General features: G+C 67.2%; 16 protein-coding genes. 9 read left to right on the top strand and 7 right to left on the bottom strand.

The features are described from left to right. Positions 1–50: 50 nt before the first annotated feature. Entirely contained in the window at positions 51–977 is a 927-nt protein-coding gene (locus tag ACFVAE_RS00590; protein ID WP_378886980.1) for a 5'-3' exonuclease H3TH domain-containing protein, read from the top strand. A gap of 1 nt (position 978) precedes the next feature. Here ACFVAE_RS00590 and ACFVAE_RS00585 read toward each other — a convergent pair whose 3' ends face one another. Then, the gene (locus tag ACFVAE_RS00585; protein WP_378886979.1) at positions 979–1,965 is read right to left on the bottom strand and encodes a PHP domain-containing protein; all 987 of its coding nucleotides are present in this window, start codon (positions 1,963–1,965) and stop codon (positions 979–981) included. Between the two features lie 12 nt (positions 1,966–1,977). After that, positions 1,978–3,039, bottom strand: a complete 1,062-nt coding sequence (trpD, locus tag ACFVAE_RS00580; protein WP_378886978.1) for an anthranilate phosphoribosyltransferase — start codon at positions 3,037–3,039, stop codon at positions 1,978–1,980. A 162-nt stretch (positions 3,040–3,201) separates the two neighbouring features. Here trpD and ACFVAE_RS00575 point away from each other — a divergent pair, with 162 nt between their 5' ends. From ACFVAE_RS00575 to ACFVAE_RS00545, 7 genes are all read left to right on the top strand, one after another. Then, positions 3,202–3,897 carry a heme-copper oxidase subunit III gene (locus ACFVAE_RS00575; RefSeq protein WP_378886977.1) on the top strand — a complete coding sequence of 232 codons (696 nt, stop codon included), beginning with the start codon at positions 3,202–3,204 and terminating at the stop codon, positions 3,895–3,897. Between the two features lie 20 nt (positions 3,898–3,917). Continuing rightward, on the top strand, positions 3,918–4,721 hold the full coding sequence (locus ACFVAE_RS00570) for a c-type cytochrome (RefSeq protein WP_378858420.1): 804 nt from the start codon (positions 3,918–3,920) through the stop codon (positions 4,719–4,721). 36 nt (positions 4,722–4,757) lie between these two features. Next, positions 4,758–5,834, top strand: coding sequence for a Rieske 2Fe-2S domain-containing protein (locus ACFVAE_RS00565; protein ID WP_378886976.1), 1,077 nt, complete (start codon positions 4,758–4,760; stop codon positions 5,832–5,834). Beyond that, entirely contained in the window at positions 5,831–7,654 is a 1,824-nt protein-coding gene (locus ACFVAE_RS00560) for a cytochrome bc complex cytochrome b subunit (RefSeq protein WP_378886975.1), read from the top strand. The genes ACFVAE_RS00565 and ACFVAE_RS00560 overlap by 4 nt, the downstream gene beginning before the upstream one ends. 86 nt (positions 7,655–7,740) lie before the next feature. Beyond that, on the top strand, positions 7,741–8,238 hold the full coding sequence (locus ACFVAE_RS00555; protein WP_378886974.1) for a GNAT family N-acetyltransferase: 498 nt from the start codon (positions 7,741–7,743) through the stop codon (positions 8,236–8,238). 148 nt (positions 8,239–8,386) lie between these two features. Next, the gene (thrS, locus tag ACFVAE_RS00550) at positions 8,387–9,646 is read left to right on the top strand and encodes a threonine--tRNA ligase (protein WP_378886973.1); all 1,260 of its coding nucleotides are present in this window, start codon (positions 8,387–8,389) and stop codon (positions 9,644–9,646) included. Positions 9,647–9,655: 9 nt separating this feature from the next. Beyond that, positions 9,656–10,072 carry a rhodanese-like domain-containing protein gene (locus tag ACFVAE_RS00545; RefSeq protein ID WP_378886972.1) on the top strand — a complete coding sequence of 139 codons (417 nt, stop codon included), beginning with the start codon at positions 9,656–9,658 and terminating at the stop codon, positions 10,070–10,072. 99 nt (positions 10,073–10,171) lie between these two features. Here ACFVAE_RS00545 and ACFVAE_RS00540 read toward each other — a convergent pair whose 3' ends face one another. The 5 genes from ACFVAE_RS00540 to ACFVAE_RS00520 all read right to left on the bottom strand — a co-directional run bounded on the left by ACFVAE_RS00540 (position 10,172) and on the right by ACFVAE_RS00520 (position 15,169). Further along, on the bottom strand, positions 10,172–10,588 hold the full coding sequence (locus tag ACFVAE_RS00540) for a cytochrome c oxidase subunit 4 (protein ID WP_378886971.1): 417 nt from the start codon (positions 10,586–10,588) through the stop codon (positions 10,172–10,174). Positions 10,589–10,591: 3 nt separating this feature from the next. Continuing rightward, positions 10,592–12,319, bottom strand: a complete 1,728-nt coding sequence (gene ctaD, locus ACFVAE_RS00535) for a cytochrome c oxidase subunit I (protein WP_378858413.1) — start codon at positions 12,317–12,319, stop codon at positions 10,592–10,594. A gap of 3 nt (positions 12,320–12,322) precedes the next feature. Next, positions 12,323–13,222 (bottom strand): cytochrome c oxidase subunit II, encoded by a 900-nt coding sequence (gene coxB, locus ACFVAE_RS00530; RefSeq protein ID WP_378886970.1) that lies wholly within the window; start codon positions 13,220–13,222, stop codon positions 12,323–12,325. Positions 13,223–13,312: 90 nt separating this feature from the next. After that, a complete protein-coding gene (gene erpA, locus ACFVAE_RS00525; protein ID WP_378886969.1) occupies positions 13,313–13,675 on the bottom strand; it encodes an iron-sulfur cluster insertion protein ErpA in 363 nt (120 codons plus the stop codon). Positions 13,676–13,756: 81 nt separating this feature from the next. After that, complete coding sequence (locus ACFVAE_RS00520; RefSeq protein WP_378886968.1) at positions 13,757–15,169, bottom strand: dipeptidase; 1,413 nt, start codon at positions 15,167–15,169, stop codon at positions 13,757–13,759. Positions 15,170–15,203: 34 nt separating this feature from the next. Here ACFVAE_RS00520 and ACFVAE_RS00515 point away from each other — a divergent pair, with 34 nt between their 5' ends. Beyond that, positions 15,204–15,779 (top strand): DUF3043 domain-containing protein, encoded by a 576-nt coding sequence (locus tag ACFVAE_RS00515; RefSeq protein ID WP_378886967.1) that lies wholly within the window; start codon positions 15,204–15,206, stop codon positions 15,777–15,779. The last annotated feature ends 9 nt before the right edge of the window (positions 15,780–15,788 follow it).

Here is a 15,788-nt window from a genome sequence, read left to right as displayed (position 1 = left end):
GTGAGTGGGTCTCCATCCGCACTCCTCCTCTCCTGTGGGATGCTGATCCGATGACCGACCGCCTCATGCTGCTCGACACCGCTTCGCTCTACTTCCGGGCGTTCTACGGCGTGCCAGACACCGTCAAGGCACCGGACGGCCGGTCGGTGAACGCCGCACGAGGACTGCTCGACATGATCGCGAAGCTCGTCTCCACCTACCGCCCGACCCAGCTCGTCGCGTGCTGGGACGACGACTGGCGCCCGCAGTGGCGTGTCGATCTGATCCCCAGTTACAAGACGCACCGCGTCGTGGAGGTGGTCACCGGCGGTCCCGATGTGGAAGAGGTTCCGGACCCGCTCGAGCAGCAGATCCCCGTCATCCGCGCGACGCTCGCCGCACTGGGCATCCCGATCGTCGGCGTGGCCGCGCACGAGGCCGACGACGTGATCGGCACGCTCGCCACGCGTGCCGACGTGCCGGTCGACATCGTCACCGGCGACCGCGACCTGTTCCAGCTCATCGACGACGCGTCCGGCGTCCGCATCATCTACACCGCGCGCGGCATGAGCAACCTCGAGATCCTCACCGATGCGTCGGTCGTCGCCAAGTACGGTGTGCTCCCCACGCAGTACGCCGACTTCGCCACGATGCGCGGGGACGCCTCCGACGGGCTCCCCGGCGTGAAGGGCGTCGGCGAGAAGACCGCCGCCACCCTGCTGCAGAACCACGGCGATCTCGCGGGCATCCGCTCAGCGGCGGATGCCGGTGCGGGCATGAGCGCTTCGGTCGCCGCCAAGATCAGGGATGCCGCGGACTACCTCGACGTCGCGCCGACAGTGGTCGAGGTGGCGAAGACCCTCGACATCGAGGTGCCCACGGCGCGGCTTCATCCGCTCGACGTCGCTGAGCAGGATGCCGCGACCGCCCTCGCCGAGCAGTGGAATCTGGGTACCTCGATGACCCGTGCGCTCACGGCGCTGGTCGGGACAGCCTGAGTCACTCCGCCCAGGCGCGCAGCCGTTCCAGGCCCCAGGTCGTCACGATGCGGGCTGCCGGCACGCCGGCGCGCTCGGCGCGCTCCGCGCCGTGGTCGAGCAGCGAGAGCTGCCCGGGGGCATGCGCGTCGGAGTCGATGGAGAACAGGCATCCCTCTTCGAGCGCGATCGCGATCAGTTCGTCGGGCGGGTCCTGCCGCTCCGGGCGGGAGTTGATCTCGACGGCGACACCGTGCTCTGCGCATGCTGCGAACACGGCGCGCGCATCGAACTCCGACGGCGGACGCGTTCCGCGTTCCCCCTGCACCAGCCGGCCCGTGCAGTGCCCGAGCACGTTCACGTGCGGGTTCGAGACAGCGGCGATCATCCGCCTGGTCATCGGCCCGGCCTCCATGCGCAGGCCGGAATGCACGGATGCCACGACGATGTCGAGCTCGCCCAGGAGCTCGGGCTGCTGGTCGAGCGACCCGTCGTCGAGGATGTCGACCTCGATGCCGGCCAGCACCGTCAGCCCGTCCTCGGACTGCGCGCGCACGAGCGGGATCTGCTCGCGGAGCCTCTCGGCCGAGAGTCCGCGCGCGACGCGCAGCCGCGGCGAGTGATCGGTGATCGCGTAGTACCGATGGCCGAGCGCCCTTGCGGCCGCGACCATCGACTCGATCGGAGTCGTGCCGTCCGACCAGTCCGTGTGCGAGTGCAGGTCGCCGCGCAGCAGCGCCCGCAGCTCTGAGCGCCGTTCGGGCTCGACGACGCCGCGCAGCTCCACCAGATCGTCGGGCACCTGCCCGGCATCGGCCTGCCGGATGACGGCGAACGTCGACTCGCCGATCCCCTTGACGGCCCGCAGGCGGGTCGGATCGGCGCGCACATCATCAGGGATGTCCGCCAGCACTGCGGCGGCCTGACGGAACGCCTTCGCACGGTACCGCGACGCCCGTTCGCGCTCCAGCAGAGCGGCGATCTCGAGCAGCGCGGCTACGGCGTCCACGGCATGGTCCGATCAGGCGGCGAGCTCGCGCGTCGACCGCACCCACTCTTCCAGCTTCGCGGAGGCCCGGCCGTCGTCGACCGCGGCTGCTGCGCGCTCGTATGCGTCGCGCAGTCGCTGCACGATCGGCACCTGGGTGAGGCTCGCGTCGTGCGAGAGCTCGTAGGCGACGATGCCCGCGGCTGCGTTCAGCAGCACGATGTCGCGCACCGGGCCGCTCTCGCCCTCCAGCGTGCGGCGCAGCACGCCGGCGTTGTGCTCAGGAGAGCCGCCGATCAGATCCGAAAGATCGGCCAGCGGGATGCCGAGGTCGCGCGGATCGAGGTCGTGCTCGTGGATGTCGCCGCGGGCGACCTCCCAGATGCGGCTGTGGCCGGTGGTGGTGAGCTCGTCCAGCCCGTCGTCGCCGCGGAACACCAGCGCGGTGGCGCCTCGGGTTCGGAACACCCCGGTGATCAGCGGCACGCGATCGAGCTGGGCGACGCCGACCGCGTTCGCCTCGGCGCGCGCCGGGTTGCAGAGCGGGCCGAGCATGTTGAAGACCGTGGGAACGCCGAGCTGCGCCCGGGTCGGTCCGGCGTTCTTGAAGCCGGGGTGGAACGCGCCGGCCCAGGCGAAGGTGATACCCGTGCGGTCGAGGACCGCCGCCACTGCTTCCGGGGAGAGCGTGAGGTCGAGACCGAGGGCGGACAGCACGTCCGAGGAACCGGATGCCGAGCTGGCGGCCTTGTTGCCGTGCTTGACGACCGGCACGCCGAGCGCGCCGATGATGATCGCCGCGGTGGTGGAGACGTTGACGGTGCCGATGCGGTCTCCGCCCGTGCCGACGATGTCGAGGACGTCGGAGGACACCGGCAGCGGGACGGCGGCCTCGAGGATCGCGTCGCGGAAGCCGACCACCTCGTCGATGGTCTCGCCCTTCGCCCTCAGCGCGATCAGGAACCCGGCCAGCTGCGCCTCGGAGATCCTGCCCTGCATCACCTGGCGCATCGCCCAGGTGGACTCCCAGACGCTCAGATCGCGCCGTTCCAGCAGCGTGGTGAGCAGGTCGGACCAGGTCAGGGAGTCAGCCATAGCAAGGATCTTATAGAGCGAGATGCTGCAGGGCAGGCGAGATGACGGATGATGCCGGATCGATGCATCCGCTGCGGCCACCGCGCGATTGCGCGGATTCCGGGTGGATTCGCAGGTGGTTCTTAGGTTCCCCTAAGTGCGATTCGGGCGAAACGGGCGACCATGGTGCAAGAATCGGCGGCGCGGATCGGCCATAATGGAACCGTGACCACCTCAGCGACGTATGCCCCGGCGGCAAGAACCATCAAGCGGCCAAATCCGGTAGCTGTCGGCACCATCGTGTGGCTCGGCAGTGAAGTCATGTTCTTCGCGGGACTCTTCGCGATCTACTTCACCATCCGCAGCACCTCGCCCGAACTGTGGGGCGAGCGAACCGAGATGCTGAACGTGCCCTACGCGTTCGTGAACACCCTCATCCTGGTGTTCTCCTCGTTCACCTGCCAGATGGGTGTCTTCGCGGCTGAGGACCTGCAGCCCTACAAGCTCCCGAAGGGCCAGCTCAACGCCGCCGGTCGTCGTCGCCTGTTCGGCTGGGGCATGGTCGAGTGGTTCTGGGTCACCTTCATCCTCGGCGCGATCTTCGTCTCGGGCCAGGTCTGGGAGTACGCGCAGCTGACCATGGAGGGCATGCCGATCTCGGCCGACTCCTACGGCTCCGCCTTCTACCTCACCACCGGTTTCCACGCCCTGCACGTCACCGGCGGTCTCATCGCGTTCCTGCTCGTCATCGGACGTGCGTACGCGGTCAAGAACTTCGGGCACAAGGAGGCGACCTCCTCGATCGTCGTGTCGTACTACTGGCACTTCGTCGACGTCGTCTGGATCGTGCTGTTCATCGTCATCTACTTCCTGAAGTGAGAGCGGAGCGAATCCCCGACATGGTACGAGAGAAGAAGCGCCGCTCACGCGGCCGTCGCAGCCCGTTCGCAGCCATCGCGCTGATCGGTGCCGGCCTGCTGATCACCGGCGGCGTGTACGCCGGTGCCACGGCGGCCATGGCCGCGACCGACGCCAAGACGCAGGCCTCCGCGGAACTCACCGTCGACGACGGCCAGAAGCTGTTCCAGGCCAACTGCGCCACCTGCCACGGCATGAACCTCGAGGGCACCGGCGACGGCCCGACGCTGATCGGCGTCGGCGAGCTGGCCGTCGAATTCCAGATGTCCACCGGCCGCATGCCGCTGCAGATGCAGGGACCACAGGCGCCGCAGAAGCACCCGCAGTTCACTGAGGAGCAGATCCGCGCGGTCGCCGCCTACGTGCAGTCTGTCGCCCCCGGCCCGACCTTCCCGAAGGACGAGATCCTCGACGGCAAGGGCGACGTCGCTCACGGTGCAGAGCTGTTCCGCATCAACTGCGCGATGTGCCACAACGTCGCCGCTGCCGGTGGAGCGCTCACCGAGGGCAAGTACGCCCCCGCACTGACGTCCACCAGCGCACTGCACATGTACGCGGCCATGGTCACCGGTCCGCAGAACATGCCCGTGTTCGGCGACATGAACCTCTCGGACGACGACAAGCGCGACATCATCTCGGCCCTGCTGTTCCAGCAGAACGCCGTGCAGATCGGTGGCTTCACGCTCGGCTCGCTCGGTCCTGTGTCCGAGGGCCTGTTCATCTGGATCTTCGGCATCGGCGCCCTCGTCGCGCTGACCGTGTGGATCACGGCGAAGTCGAACTGACGCATTTCTTCTGAAGAGGAACGTACGAGGAGCACCATGGCACACGACGACGACACGCAGGCTCTCGACAGGGCCTACCAGCCCTCGCCGGGGCTGGGCGTCGCAGTCAGCGATCCCGCGCAGAACCCCGGTCTTCCGGAGCATCGTCAGCGCATGACGGACAAGGACCCGAAGGCTGAGAAGGCCGCGGTCCGCACCGTCTACACCCTCTTCTACCTCTCGCTCGCGGGCAGCATCTGGGCGGTCGCCGCCTACATGCTGTTCCCGATCGAGAGCGGCGCGCTGATCGACATCAGGTACAACAACCTGTTCATCGGTCTCGGCATCGCGCTGGCCCTGCTCGCCATCGGTCTCGGAGCCATCCACTGGTCCAAGGCGCTGATGAGCGACAAGGAGTTCGTCGAGTACCGCCACCCCACCCGTGGCCGCGACTCGACCCGTGAGGCATCGATCAAGGCGTTCGCCGACGCCAACGAGGAGTCCGGCTTCGGCCGCCGCGTGATGATCCGCAACTCGATGATCGCCGCCGTCGTGGCATCGATCATCCCGGGGGTCACGCTGTTCCGTGGTCTGGCTCCGTTCAACACCCCGGACGACCCCGAAGCGGGCGACCCGGTCGCTCTGCTCGAGCAGACGATGTGGAAGAAGGGCGTCAAGCTGGTCCGCGACCCCGACGGCACCCCCATCCGCGCCGCCGACGTCACCCTCGGCTCCGCCGTGCACGTCATCCCCGAAGGGCTCAACGAGCTCGGTCACGAAGGCGGGATGCTCGAGCAGAAGGCCAAGGCGATCGTGCTGCTCATGCGGCTGCGCCCCGAGCAGCTCATCGAGGCCGAGGACCGCAAGGACTGGTCCTACGACGGCATCGTCGCCTACTCCAAGGTCTGCACCCACGTCGGCTGCCCCGTCGCCCTGTACGAGCAGCAGACCCACCACCTGCTCTGCCCCTGCCACCAGTCGCAGTTCGACGTGACCGAGCACGCCAAGGTCATCTTCGGACCCGCTGCCCGGCCGCTTCCCCAGCTGCCGATCATGGTCGACGATGAGGGCTACCTCGTCGCGCAGAGCGATTTCCACGAACCCGTCGGACCGAGCTTCTGGGAGCGTCATTGAGCACCGCAACCGTTACCGAAAAGCCCTCGTCCGAGAAGGCTGAGAAGCCTCTCGGCGGCCGCTTCCTCGGCGCCACCGCGAACTACCTCGATGAGCGCACCAGTCTCTCGGGCTTCGTCAAGGAGCTGGGTCGCAAGATCTTCCCCGACCACTGGTCGTTCATGCTGGGTGAGATCGCGCTGTGGAGCTTCGTCGTCGTGTTCCTCTCGGGCACGTTCCTGACGTTCTTCTTCCAGGCCTCGATGGTGCCGACGCACTACACCGGCGCCTACGCACCCATGCGCGGCATCGAGATGTCGGCTGCGCTCGAGTCGACCCTGCGGATCTCGTTCGATCTCCGCGGTGGTCTGCTGGTCCGCCAGATCCACCACTGGGCCGCTCTGGTGTTCGTGGCCGGCATCGGCGTGCACATGCTGCGCGTCTTCTTCACCGGCGCTTTCCGCAAGCCCCGCGAGCTGAACTGGGTGATCGGCTTCGTGCTGTTCATCCTCGCGATGGCCGAGGGCTTCACCGGTTACTCGCTCCCCGACGACCTGCTCTCGGGCAACGGTCTCCGCATCATCGACGGCATGGTCAAGGGTCTCCCCCTGATCGGCACCTGGACCTCGTTCCTGCTCTTCGGCGGCGAGTTCCCCGGTGACCAGATCGTCGGCCGTCTGTACACCCTGCACATCCTGCTGCTGCCGCTGCTGGTGATCGCGTTCGTCGGCCTGCACCTGATGCTGATGGTGATCAACAAGCACACGCAGTTCGCGGGCCCCGCCCGCACGAACGAGAACGTCGTCGGCTACCCGATGATGCCGGTCTACATGTCGAAGATGGGCGGCTTCCTGTTCATCGTGTTCGGCACGATCGTGCTGATCGCCTCGCTGTTCCAGATCAACCCGATCTGGAACTACGGTCCGTACGACCCGTCGCCGGTGTCTGCGGGTACGCAGCCCGACTGGTACATCGGATTCGCCGACGGTGCGCTACGTCTGGCACCGTCCAACCTCGACGTGGTCTTCCTGAACCACACCTGGTCGTTCGGCATCCTGATCCCGGTCGCCGTGCTGGGTCTGTTCATCGTGCTCGTCGCGATCTACCCCTTCATCGAGGCGTGGCTCACCGGCGACAAGCGCGAGCACCACATCGCAGACCGTCCGCGCAACGCGGCCACCCGCACCGCCATCGGCGTCGCCGGCGTGATCTTCTACGCCGTGCTGTGGGCCGCCGCATCGTCCGACCTCATCGCGACGCACTTCATGCTCACGATGGAGGGTGTCATCCACACCCTGCAGGCGCTGCTCTTCCTCGGGCCGATCATCGGATACTTCGTCACGAAGCGCATCTGCATCGCCCTGCAGAAGAAGGACCGTGAGATCGTGCTGCACGGTTACGAGTCGGGTCGCATCGTCCGCCTCCCCGGTGGCGAGTTCATCGAGGTGCACGAGCCTGTCGACGTGTACGACCGCTGGAAGCTCATCGACTACGAGACCTACGAGCCGCTGGTCGTTCGCCCGAACGCCAAGGGTCGTATCCCGTGGACGCAGAACCTGCGTTCGGCGATGTCGCGCTGGTTCTTCGAGGACCGTCTGCAGCCGCTCACTCAGACCGAGATCGAGGCCGCGGACGCTCACCAGCACCACGCTCTGGCCGAGATGGACGCCACGGAGGCCGCCGAGATCGCGGGGGCGCACGAGCGCGCCGGTGTCACGGACGAGTCGGCCGTCGCCGAGACGGCTGCCGCTCCGATCGGTGAGACCCCGAACACGCCGAGCTCCGTCATCGCGACCGAGCCGGTGAAGAAGCCCCGCAAGAAGAAGGAGGACGGCGAGTAACACCGCCGCTCCCCTGAGAAGGAGGGCCCCGTCTTCGGACGGGGCCCTCCTTCTTTCGTCCGCGCCCGACTCGGTAGGCTGTTCGGATGTCCCTGATCGTCCGGCCCGCACGCACCGAGGACCTCCCTCTGATCGAGGAGATCGAAGCGGAGGCCGACAGTCTCCTCGTGGAGCGCTTCGGAGCCGTCGACTGGCCCGCGCCGGATGCTGCCGTGGAGCGAGCCGCAGAGCCCGGCTTCCTACTCGTCGGAGAGGTCTCCGGGCGGGTCGTGGGGTTCGTGCATGTGCTGGAGCCCGACAGCGCGGTGCATCTCGAGCAGGTGGCGGTCCTCCCCCGCTTCGGGCGCCGTGGATTCGGCCGACGGCTGGTGGACGAGGCGCTCCGCGTCGCGGCTGACCGCGGGCATGAGGAGATCACGCTCCGCACGTACGCGGATGTGCCCTGGAACGCCCCGTTCTACGCATCCTGCGGGTTCCGCGTCTCCGAGCCTTCGACGGACTTCCAATGCGGTCTCGTCGCGGTCGAGGACGCGCTCGGCCTGACTCGATATGGCTCACGCGTCCAGATGACCGCTGCGCTCTAACGCGTCGCGAGCCCATGAGTAGTGCTATGGTCTTTCGCATGCGAATGCTTCAGGTCACCACGACGCCGGACTCTCTCCGGCGCTGCCTGTAGCGGATCACGCACACACCAGAGCTCGGGGAAACACCCCGGGCTCTCGTCGTCTCTCGGTGTCTCCTCGGCTCAACACGAAGGAGAACATCATGGAGAACGAAGACCACCGCTCACTCGGCCGTCGCCTGCGCCTGTTCGACACCGTCCCTGTGATCGGGGCGGGTCTGCCCATCTGGCTGCCCGACGGCGCCGTCATCCGTGGCGAGCTCGAACGGATGGCAGCGGAGATCGCCGAGCGCACCGGCTGTGTACGCGTGCACACCCCGGTGCTCGCGAAGCGCGCCCTGTTCGAGCAGAGCGGGCACTGGGACAAGTTCGCAGAGGACATGTTCCCGGCGATGAAGGTCGGCGAAGACGAACTGGTCCTTCGACCGGCGAACTGTCCCAGCCATGTGCAGGTGTACGCCGCGGAGGCGCACAGCTGGCGCGATCTGCCGGTGCGCCTCATCGAGTCGGCATCCATGTTCCGCAGCGAGCTCTCCGGTGTTCTCGGCGGGCTCAGCCGGGTCCGGCAGATCAGCCTGGACGATGCCCACGTGTTCTGCATGCCGGTGCAGGTCGTCGATGAGGTGGTTCTCGCGCTCGACGCGATAGCCGACGCCTATGCGGTGCTGGGCATCGATGTCGACCACTACCGACTCTCCGGCCGGGGCCAGGCCGGTGCAGGCAGTGATGAGGACTGGGACGCCTCGGAGGCGGATCTCCGCGCTGCGCTCGATCGACGCGGCATCCCGTACGTGCATGTGCCGGGCGAAGGCGCGTTCTACGGGCCGAAGATCGACGTGCAGGTGCGCGACGCCGCAGGGCGTGAGGAGACTCTCTCCACCGTGCAGGTCGATCGGGTGCTCCCGGAGCGATTCGGCCTCGTGTATGTCGGGTCCGACGGGGCCAAGCACCGCCCGGTGATGGTCCATCGTGGCCTGCTCAGCTCCATGGAGCGCCTGGTCGCCCTGTTGATCGAGCGGTATCAGGGGCGCTTCCCCACCTGGCTCTCCCCCGTCCAGGTCGCACTGGTCCCGATGGATCCACGTCGGCATGCGGATGCCGCAGAGCTGGTGCAGGCACGTATGTCGGCGGCCGGCATCCGGGTCCGTGTCCTCGATCGGGGCAGCCTGGGCTCCCGTATCGCGCGGGCGCATGCGCTTCAGGCACCGTACATCGCCGTACTCGGCGATCGCGAGGCGGCGGACGGAACCCTGACCGTCGACGCGCGGGCAGTGCCCGTGCACGACCTCATCGCGGCGATCCGGGACGAGATCGACAGCAGGGCCCAGCGCCCCGTCATCCTCGGCGAGGGGGTGTCGGGCGCGGCGTAGGCTGACCTCATGGACCGTACCGAGTACTTCACCGCCAAGCTCACCTTCGAGACGGACGCCAGCGATGTGTACGCGGCGCAGAAGGCCGGTCAAGCGGCGGTGATCGTCGATGTGCGATCCGACGAGGCCTGGGCGCAGGGACGGGTCGCCGGGGCTGTGCACATGCACTACAGCGAGATCGCGGACCGCGCGCCGAAGGAGATCCCCGCCGGCAGCGCCGTCGTCGTGTACTGCTGGAGCCCCGGATGCAACGCGGGCGCGAAGGGCGCCCTAGAGTTCGCCGCGTTGGGTTACGAGGTGCGGGAGATGATCGGCGGCTTCGAGTACTGGGTCCGTGAGGGCTATCCGATCGAGAACGCAGAGGGCGTGCACCGCCGCCCGATCGACCCGAACGTCGGCGTCCCCCGCATCCGCACTCAGGCCTGAGACGGCTACGCCTCTGCGGGCGACCGACGCCTCGCGCACGAGAAAGCCCCCGGCACGAGCCGGGGGCTTTCATCATGGAGATCGCAGTGGAGCGAGTCCTCAGCGGGCGAAGTGCCCGCGGTAGTACTCGTAGACCCAGCCGACGATCGCGACCACGAAGATCCCGAGACCGATCGGGAGCAGGAACTGCCCGACGGCCATTCCGATCAGGAAGATCGCCGCGGAGCCGGCCAGCACCAGCGGCCACCAGGACCACGGGCTGAACTCGCCGAGCTCGGGGTCGCCGTCGTCGATGTCCGAAGTCAGGATGTCCTCGGGCAGCTCGCCGCCCTGCGCCTTGTAGGTGCGGTGCAGGTAGAGGGCGATCATGGCGCCCATGAACGCGACGAACAGCAGCGCCACAGTTCCGACCCACTCGACGTGGCTCTCGGCGACGAGGTTCCATCCCACGTACACACCGGCCGTGATCAGGAAGAAGACGGTGAGGACCCACCAGAGGATGACATTGGAGCGCATGGGTTACTTCGCCTCTCCTGCCGCGGCGGCAACCGGGTGCTCCGCAGCCTCGGGGTGGTTCAGGTCGAACGCGGGACGCTCGCTGCGGATGCGCGGGATCGACGTGAAGTTGTGACGCGGCGGCGGGCAGCTGGTCGCCCACTCGAGCGATGCGCCGTAGCCCCACGGGTCGTTGACCGTGACCTTCGGAGCCTTGCGGGCGGTGATCCAGACGTTCAGGAAGAACGGCAGCATCGAGGCGCCCAGGATGATCGCACCGATGGTCGAGACCTGGTTCTGCCACTCCCAGTTGTCGTAGGCCGAGTAGTCGGCGTAACGACGCGGCATGCCGTCGACGCCCAGCCAGTGCTGCACGAGGAAGGTCATGTGGAAGCCGATGAACAGCATCCAGAAGTGGATGTATCCCAGGCGCTCGTTGAGCATGCGTCCGGTCCACTTCGGCCACCAGAAGTAGAAGCCGGCGAACATCGCGAACACGACGGTTCCGAACACGACGTAGTGGAAGTGCGCCACCACGAAGTAGGAGTCGCTCAGGTGGAAGTCCAGCGGAGGCGCGGCCAGGATGACACCGGTCAGACCACCGAAGACGAACGACACCAGGAAGCCAAGGGCGAACACCATCGGCGTCTCGAAAGTGATCGATCCTCGCCACATCGTGCCGATCCAGTTGAAGATCTTCACACCCGTCGGCACCGCGATGAGCATGGTCATCAGCGCGAAGAACGGCAGCAGGACACCACCGGTGACGTACATGTGGTGCGCCCACACGGCCACCGACAGCGCGGCGATCGAGATGGTCGCGTAGACCAGGGTCTTGTATCCGAAGATCGGCTTGCGGCTGAACACCGGGAAGATCTCCGAGACGATGCCGAAGAACGGCAGCGCGATGATGTACACCTCAGGGTGACCGAAGAACCAGAACAGGTGCTGCCAGAGCAGGACGCCGCCGTTGGCCGGGTCGTAGATGTGCGCACCGAGGATGCGGTCGGCGGCGGCCGCGAACATCGCAGCGGCGAGCACGGGGAACGCCATCAGGATCAGCAGGCTGGTGATGAGGGTGTTCCACGAGAAGATCGGCATGCGCCACATCGTCATACCCGGAGCGCGCATCGTGATGACGGTGGTGATGAAGTTCACCGCACCGAGGATGGTTCCGAAACCGGACATGCCCAGGCCGACCATCCAGAGGTTTCCTCCGGCGCCCGGCGAGAACGACACACTCGCGAGCGGCTGATAGGCGAACCAGCCGAAGGAAGCCGCACCCTGCGGGGTGAGGAAGCCGGCGACCGCGATGATCGAGCCGAAGAGGAAGAGCCAGAAGGCGAAGGCGTTCAGACGCGGGAACGCGACGTCCGGAGCACCGATCTGCAGCGGCAGGATCGCGTTCGCGAAACCGGCGAACAGCGGCGTCGCGAACATCAGCAGCATGATCGTGCCGTGCATCGTGAACAGCTGGTTGTACTGCTCCTTGGTCGGCACGATCTGCATGCCGGGCGCGAACAGCTCGGCACGGATCACCAGTGCCATCACGCCGCCGAGGAGGAAGAACAGCACCGAGGCGATCAGATACATGTACCCGATCGTCTTGTGATCGGTGGAAGTCAGCCACTTGACGACGATGTTGCCCTTCTGCTCCACGCGTGTGGAGGACAGCAGCGCCGCCTGACGCGCCGGGATCGTCGTGGGACGGCCCCTCGGCGTCTCGGTCTGGGGTTCTGCAGTGGTCGTCATCGCTTACTCCTCTTCCTTCGCGCCCGAGTTCGATCCGGTGCCCGGAAGGTTGGACAGACGATCGTAGGCATCGGTGATGTCACCGGTGTTGCCCTTGTCACGCAGTTCGTCGAGGTAGTCCTGGTAGTCGGCCTGGGACACGACCTTGACATTGAACAGCATCATCGAGTGGTACTCGCCGCACAGCTCGGCGCACTTGCCGTCGTACTCGCCGATGCGCGTCGGGATGAAGGACCACGAGTTGTCCTTGCCGATGTACATGTCCTTCTTGTAGAGGAAGTCGATGATCCAGAAGGAGTGGATGACATCGCGCGACTGAAGGTCGATCTTGACCTTCTGGTCGACCGGCAGCACCAGCGTGGGCAGCTTGTCGCGGTCGATGTTGCCGTTGGCGTCGGCTTGGGCCTGAACGCCCATGGTCCAGACGGCGTCGGAGTTGTCCTTCTGCTCGCCGTCGTACTGGAAGTCCCACGCCCACTGCTTGGCGATCGCGGTGACCTCGACGTCGGGGTTCTTCCACTGCGTCTCGATCTCGGTCTGATCACGAGCGGTGAAGAAGAACATGCCCATGATGAAGATGAGCGGGATCACCGTGTAGAGGATCTCGATCGGCATGTTGTAGCGGAGCTGCACGGGCAGACCGGTCTGGCCCTTGCGCCGGCGGTAGACCGCGAGCGCCCAGCCCATCAGACCCCACGTGATGATGCCGACGGCGAGCAGGACAATCCAGGAGTTCACCCACAACGACTCGACTCGCGCGGTCTGGTTCGTGGCGGCGCTGCCGCCCTCTACGAAGCCCGGGAGGAAGCCGTGGGTCTCGAGCGGAGAACATCCCGCCAGAGCCACAGCTGTAGCGATTCCCAGGGGGATCGCTACCCAACGAAGGCGGCGTTTCGAAGGCACGGTGCACCTTTCAGATCTCGGACAGGGGCAACCCCAAGTCTAGGGCAACCTCACACCCGATTCATGCCAACCACGCAGGTTGGCGGCCGGTCAGTGGAAGCTGTCGCCGCAGGCGCAGGAGCCCTGGGCGTTGGGGTTGTCGATGGTGAACCCCTGCTCCGAGATGGTGTCCTTGAAGTCGATCGATGCGCCGTCGAGGTACGGAACGCTCATGTTGTCGACGATGACCTCGACCCCGTCGAAGTCGACGGTCTCGTCGCCTTCCAGGAACCGCTCGTCGAAGTAGAGCTGGTAGATCAGGCCCGAGCATCCGCCGGGCTGGACGGCGACGCGCAGACGCAGGTCGTCGCGGCCCTCCTGCTCGAGCAGGCTCTTCACCTTCAGTGCGGCGGCGTCGGTCAGGCCGACGCCGTGCGCGCGGGTGCTCGTCTCGGTCAGCGTGGTGTCGCTCATGTCACTCCTTGAGTACTCGTGCGGCGCGGACGCCGCCCTCTTCGCAGTCTACCGCCGCGGTGCAGGCGGCGGCCGGTCCGTTCAGCCCTGCGTGGCGCCGTTCATCCGGGCCAGCAGCAGCGCCTCGGCCCGCACCGCGTTGCGGAAGGTGTCCAGGTGCAGCGACTCGTTGGGGCTGTGCGCGCGCGAGTGCGGGTCCTCCACGCCGGTGACCAGGATCTGCGCTCCGGGGAACTCACGGACCAGGTCCGCGATGAACGGGATCGAGCCGCCGACGCCGAGGTCGACCGGCGCAACGCCGTAGCCGTCCTCCATCGCGGCGCGGGTGAGTTCAACCGCCCAGCCTGCGGTGTCGACGAGGAAGCCGTCGCCGAGATCCACATCGGAGAAGGTCAGCTCCGCGCCGAACGGCGCGTGCGCGCGCAGGTGCGCCTCCAGTGCGTCGTAGGCGTCCTTCGCGCTCTGACCGGGGGCGACGCGCGAGCTGATCACGACGCTGACCTCGGGCAGCAGAGTGTTGGAGGCCGCCTCGACGCTGGTCGCGTCGATTCCGGTGATCGTGACGGAGGGCTTGTTCCAGATGCGGCTCAGGATCTCGTCCCGTCCGATCGGCGACACACCGGGAAGCAGCCCGGTCTCGTCGCGCAGCGTGTCCTCGCCGTAGGAGGGCGTCCCCATGTCCCTGGCCTGCAGTCCCTCGACGGCTACTGCACCATCGGCGTCCCACAGGGTGGCAAGCAGTGTGACGGCCGCCATCATCGCGTCCGGAACCGCTCCCCCGAACATGCCGGAGTGAGAGGCGTGCTCGAGCGTGCGGATCTTGAGCGTGAATCGTGCGTTTCCACGCAGGGTGACGGTCAGCCCCGGCGTGCGCTGGTCCCAGTTGCCCGAGTCGGCGACGACGATCGCGTCGGCGCGCAGCGCGTCCGCGTTGTCCGAGAGGAACTGCGCGAACGACCGCGAGCCGTACTCCTCCTCGCCCTCGATGAACATCGAGACGCCGAGGTCGAAGTCGTCGCCGAGAACCTCGGACACCGCGCGCAGCGACGCGATGTGCGACATGATGCCGGCCTTGTCGTCCGCGGCGCCGCGTCCGTACAGGCGGCCGTCGCGCACGGTCGGCTCGAACGGCGGCGTCTCCCAGAGCGCCTCGTCGCCGTGCGGCTGCACGTCGTGGTGGGCGTAGAGCAGGATCGTCGGTCGCCCGTTGCGCGCCTTCTTCGTCGCCAGCACGGCCGGCTGACCCATCTCGTCGGTGCCGGGGATGGCCGCGCGCAGCACGCGCACCTCGTCGAAGACACCTGTTCCGCGGGCGAGATCGGCGACGGCGTCGGCGCTGCGCTCCAACTGGGTCTGATCGAACGCGGGCCAGGCGATGCCGGGGATGCGGACCAGCGTTCCGAGGTCGGACAGGGCTGCGGGGATGCCGGTGGCGACAGCTTCCAGGACGGATGCGTCCTGCTCGGCGGACGACGGGGAGGAGATGGTGGTCATGCGAGTAATCTTAAGGAATATCCCGTTACACGACATGAGGACTGCTGTGCCCGCTTCCACTCCCCCCGCCAACGACGACGCACCCGAGACGCCCGCCGTCGGCAAGGGCCGCGCCACGCCGACGCGCGCCGAGCAGGAGGCCGCACGCCGTCGCCCGCTCGTGGCGGACACCAAGGAGGCCCGCGCCGCGGCGAAGGCCGATCTGCAGGCCCGTCGCGATCGCGCGCGCATCGGCATGGAGCGCGGCGAGGACAAGTATCTGCCGGCCCGGGACAAGGGCCCGCAGCGCCGCTGGGTGCGCGACTACGTCGACGCCGGCTGGCACCTCAGCGAATGGGTGATGGCGATGATGATCGTCGTCATCATCGCGGCGCTCATGCCGATCACGACGATCGCCTACAGCGCGATGATCGCCCTGTGGGTGTTCATGCTGCTCGCCGTGCTCGACATGGTCCTGCTCGCGTGGCGGGTCAAGCGCAAGGCGGCCGTCAAGTTCGGCAAGGACCGCCTCGAGCGCGGCCTCGGATGGTACGCGGCCATGCGCTCCCTGCAGATGCGCTTCATGCGCCTGCCGAAGCCCCAGGTCAAGCGCGGGCAGTACCCCGCCTGACGCGTCCGC

It is taken from the genome of Microbacterium sp. NPDC057659, assembly GCF_042799915.1.
Lineage (GTDB): Bacteria > Actinomycetota > Actinomycetes > Actinomycetales > Microbacteriaceae > Microbacterium.
Note: the sequence above shows the minus strand (reverse complement) of the source record. Positions and strands in the feature narration are given on the sequence as shown.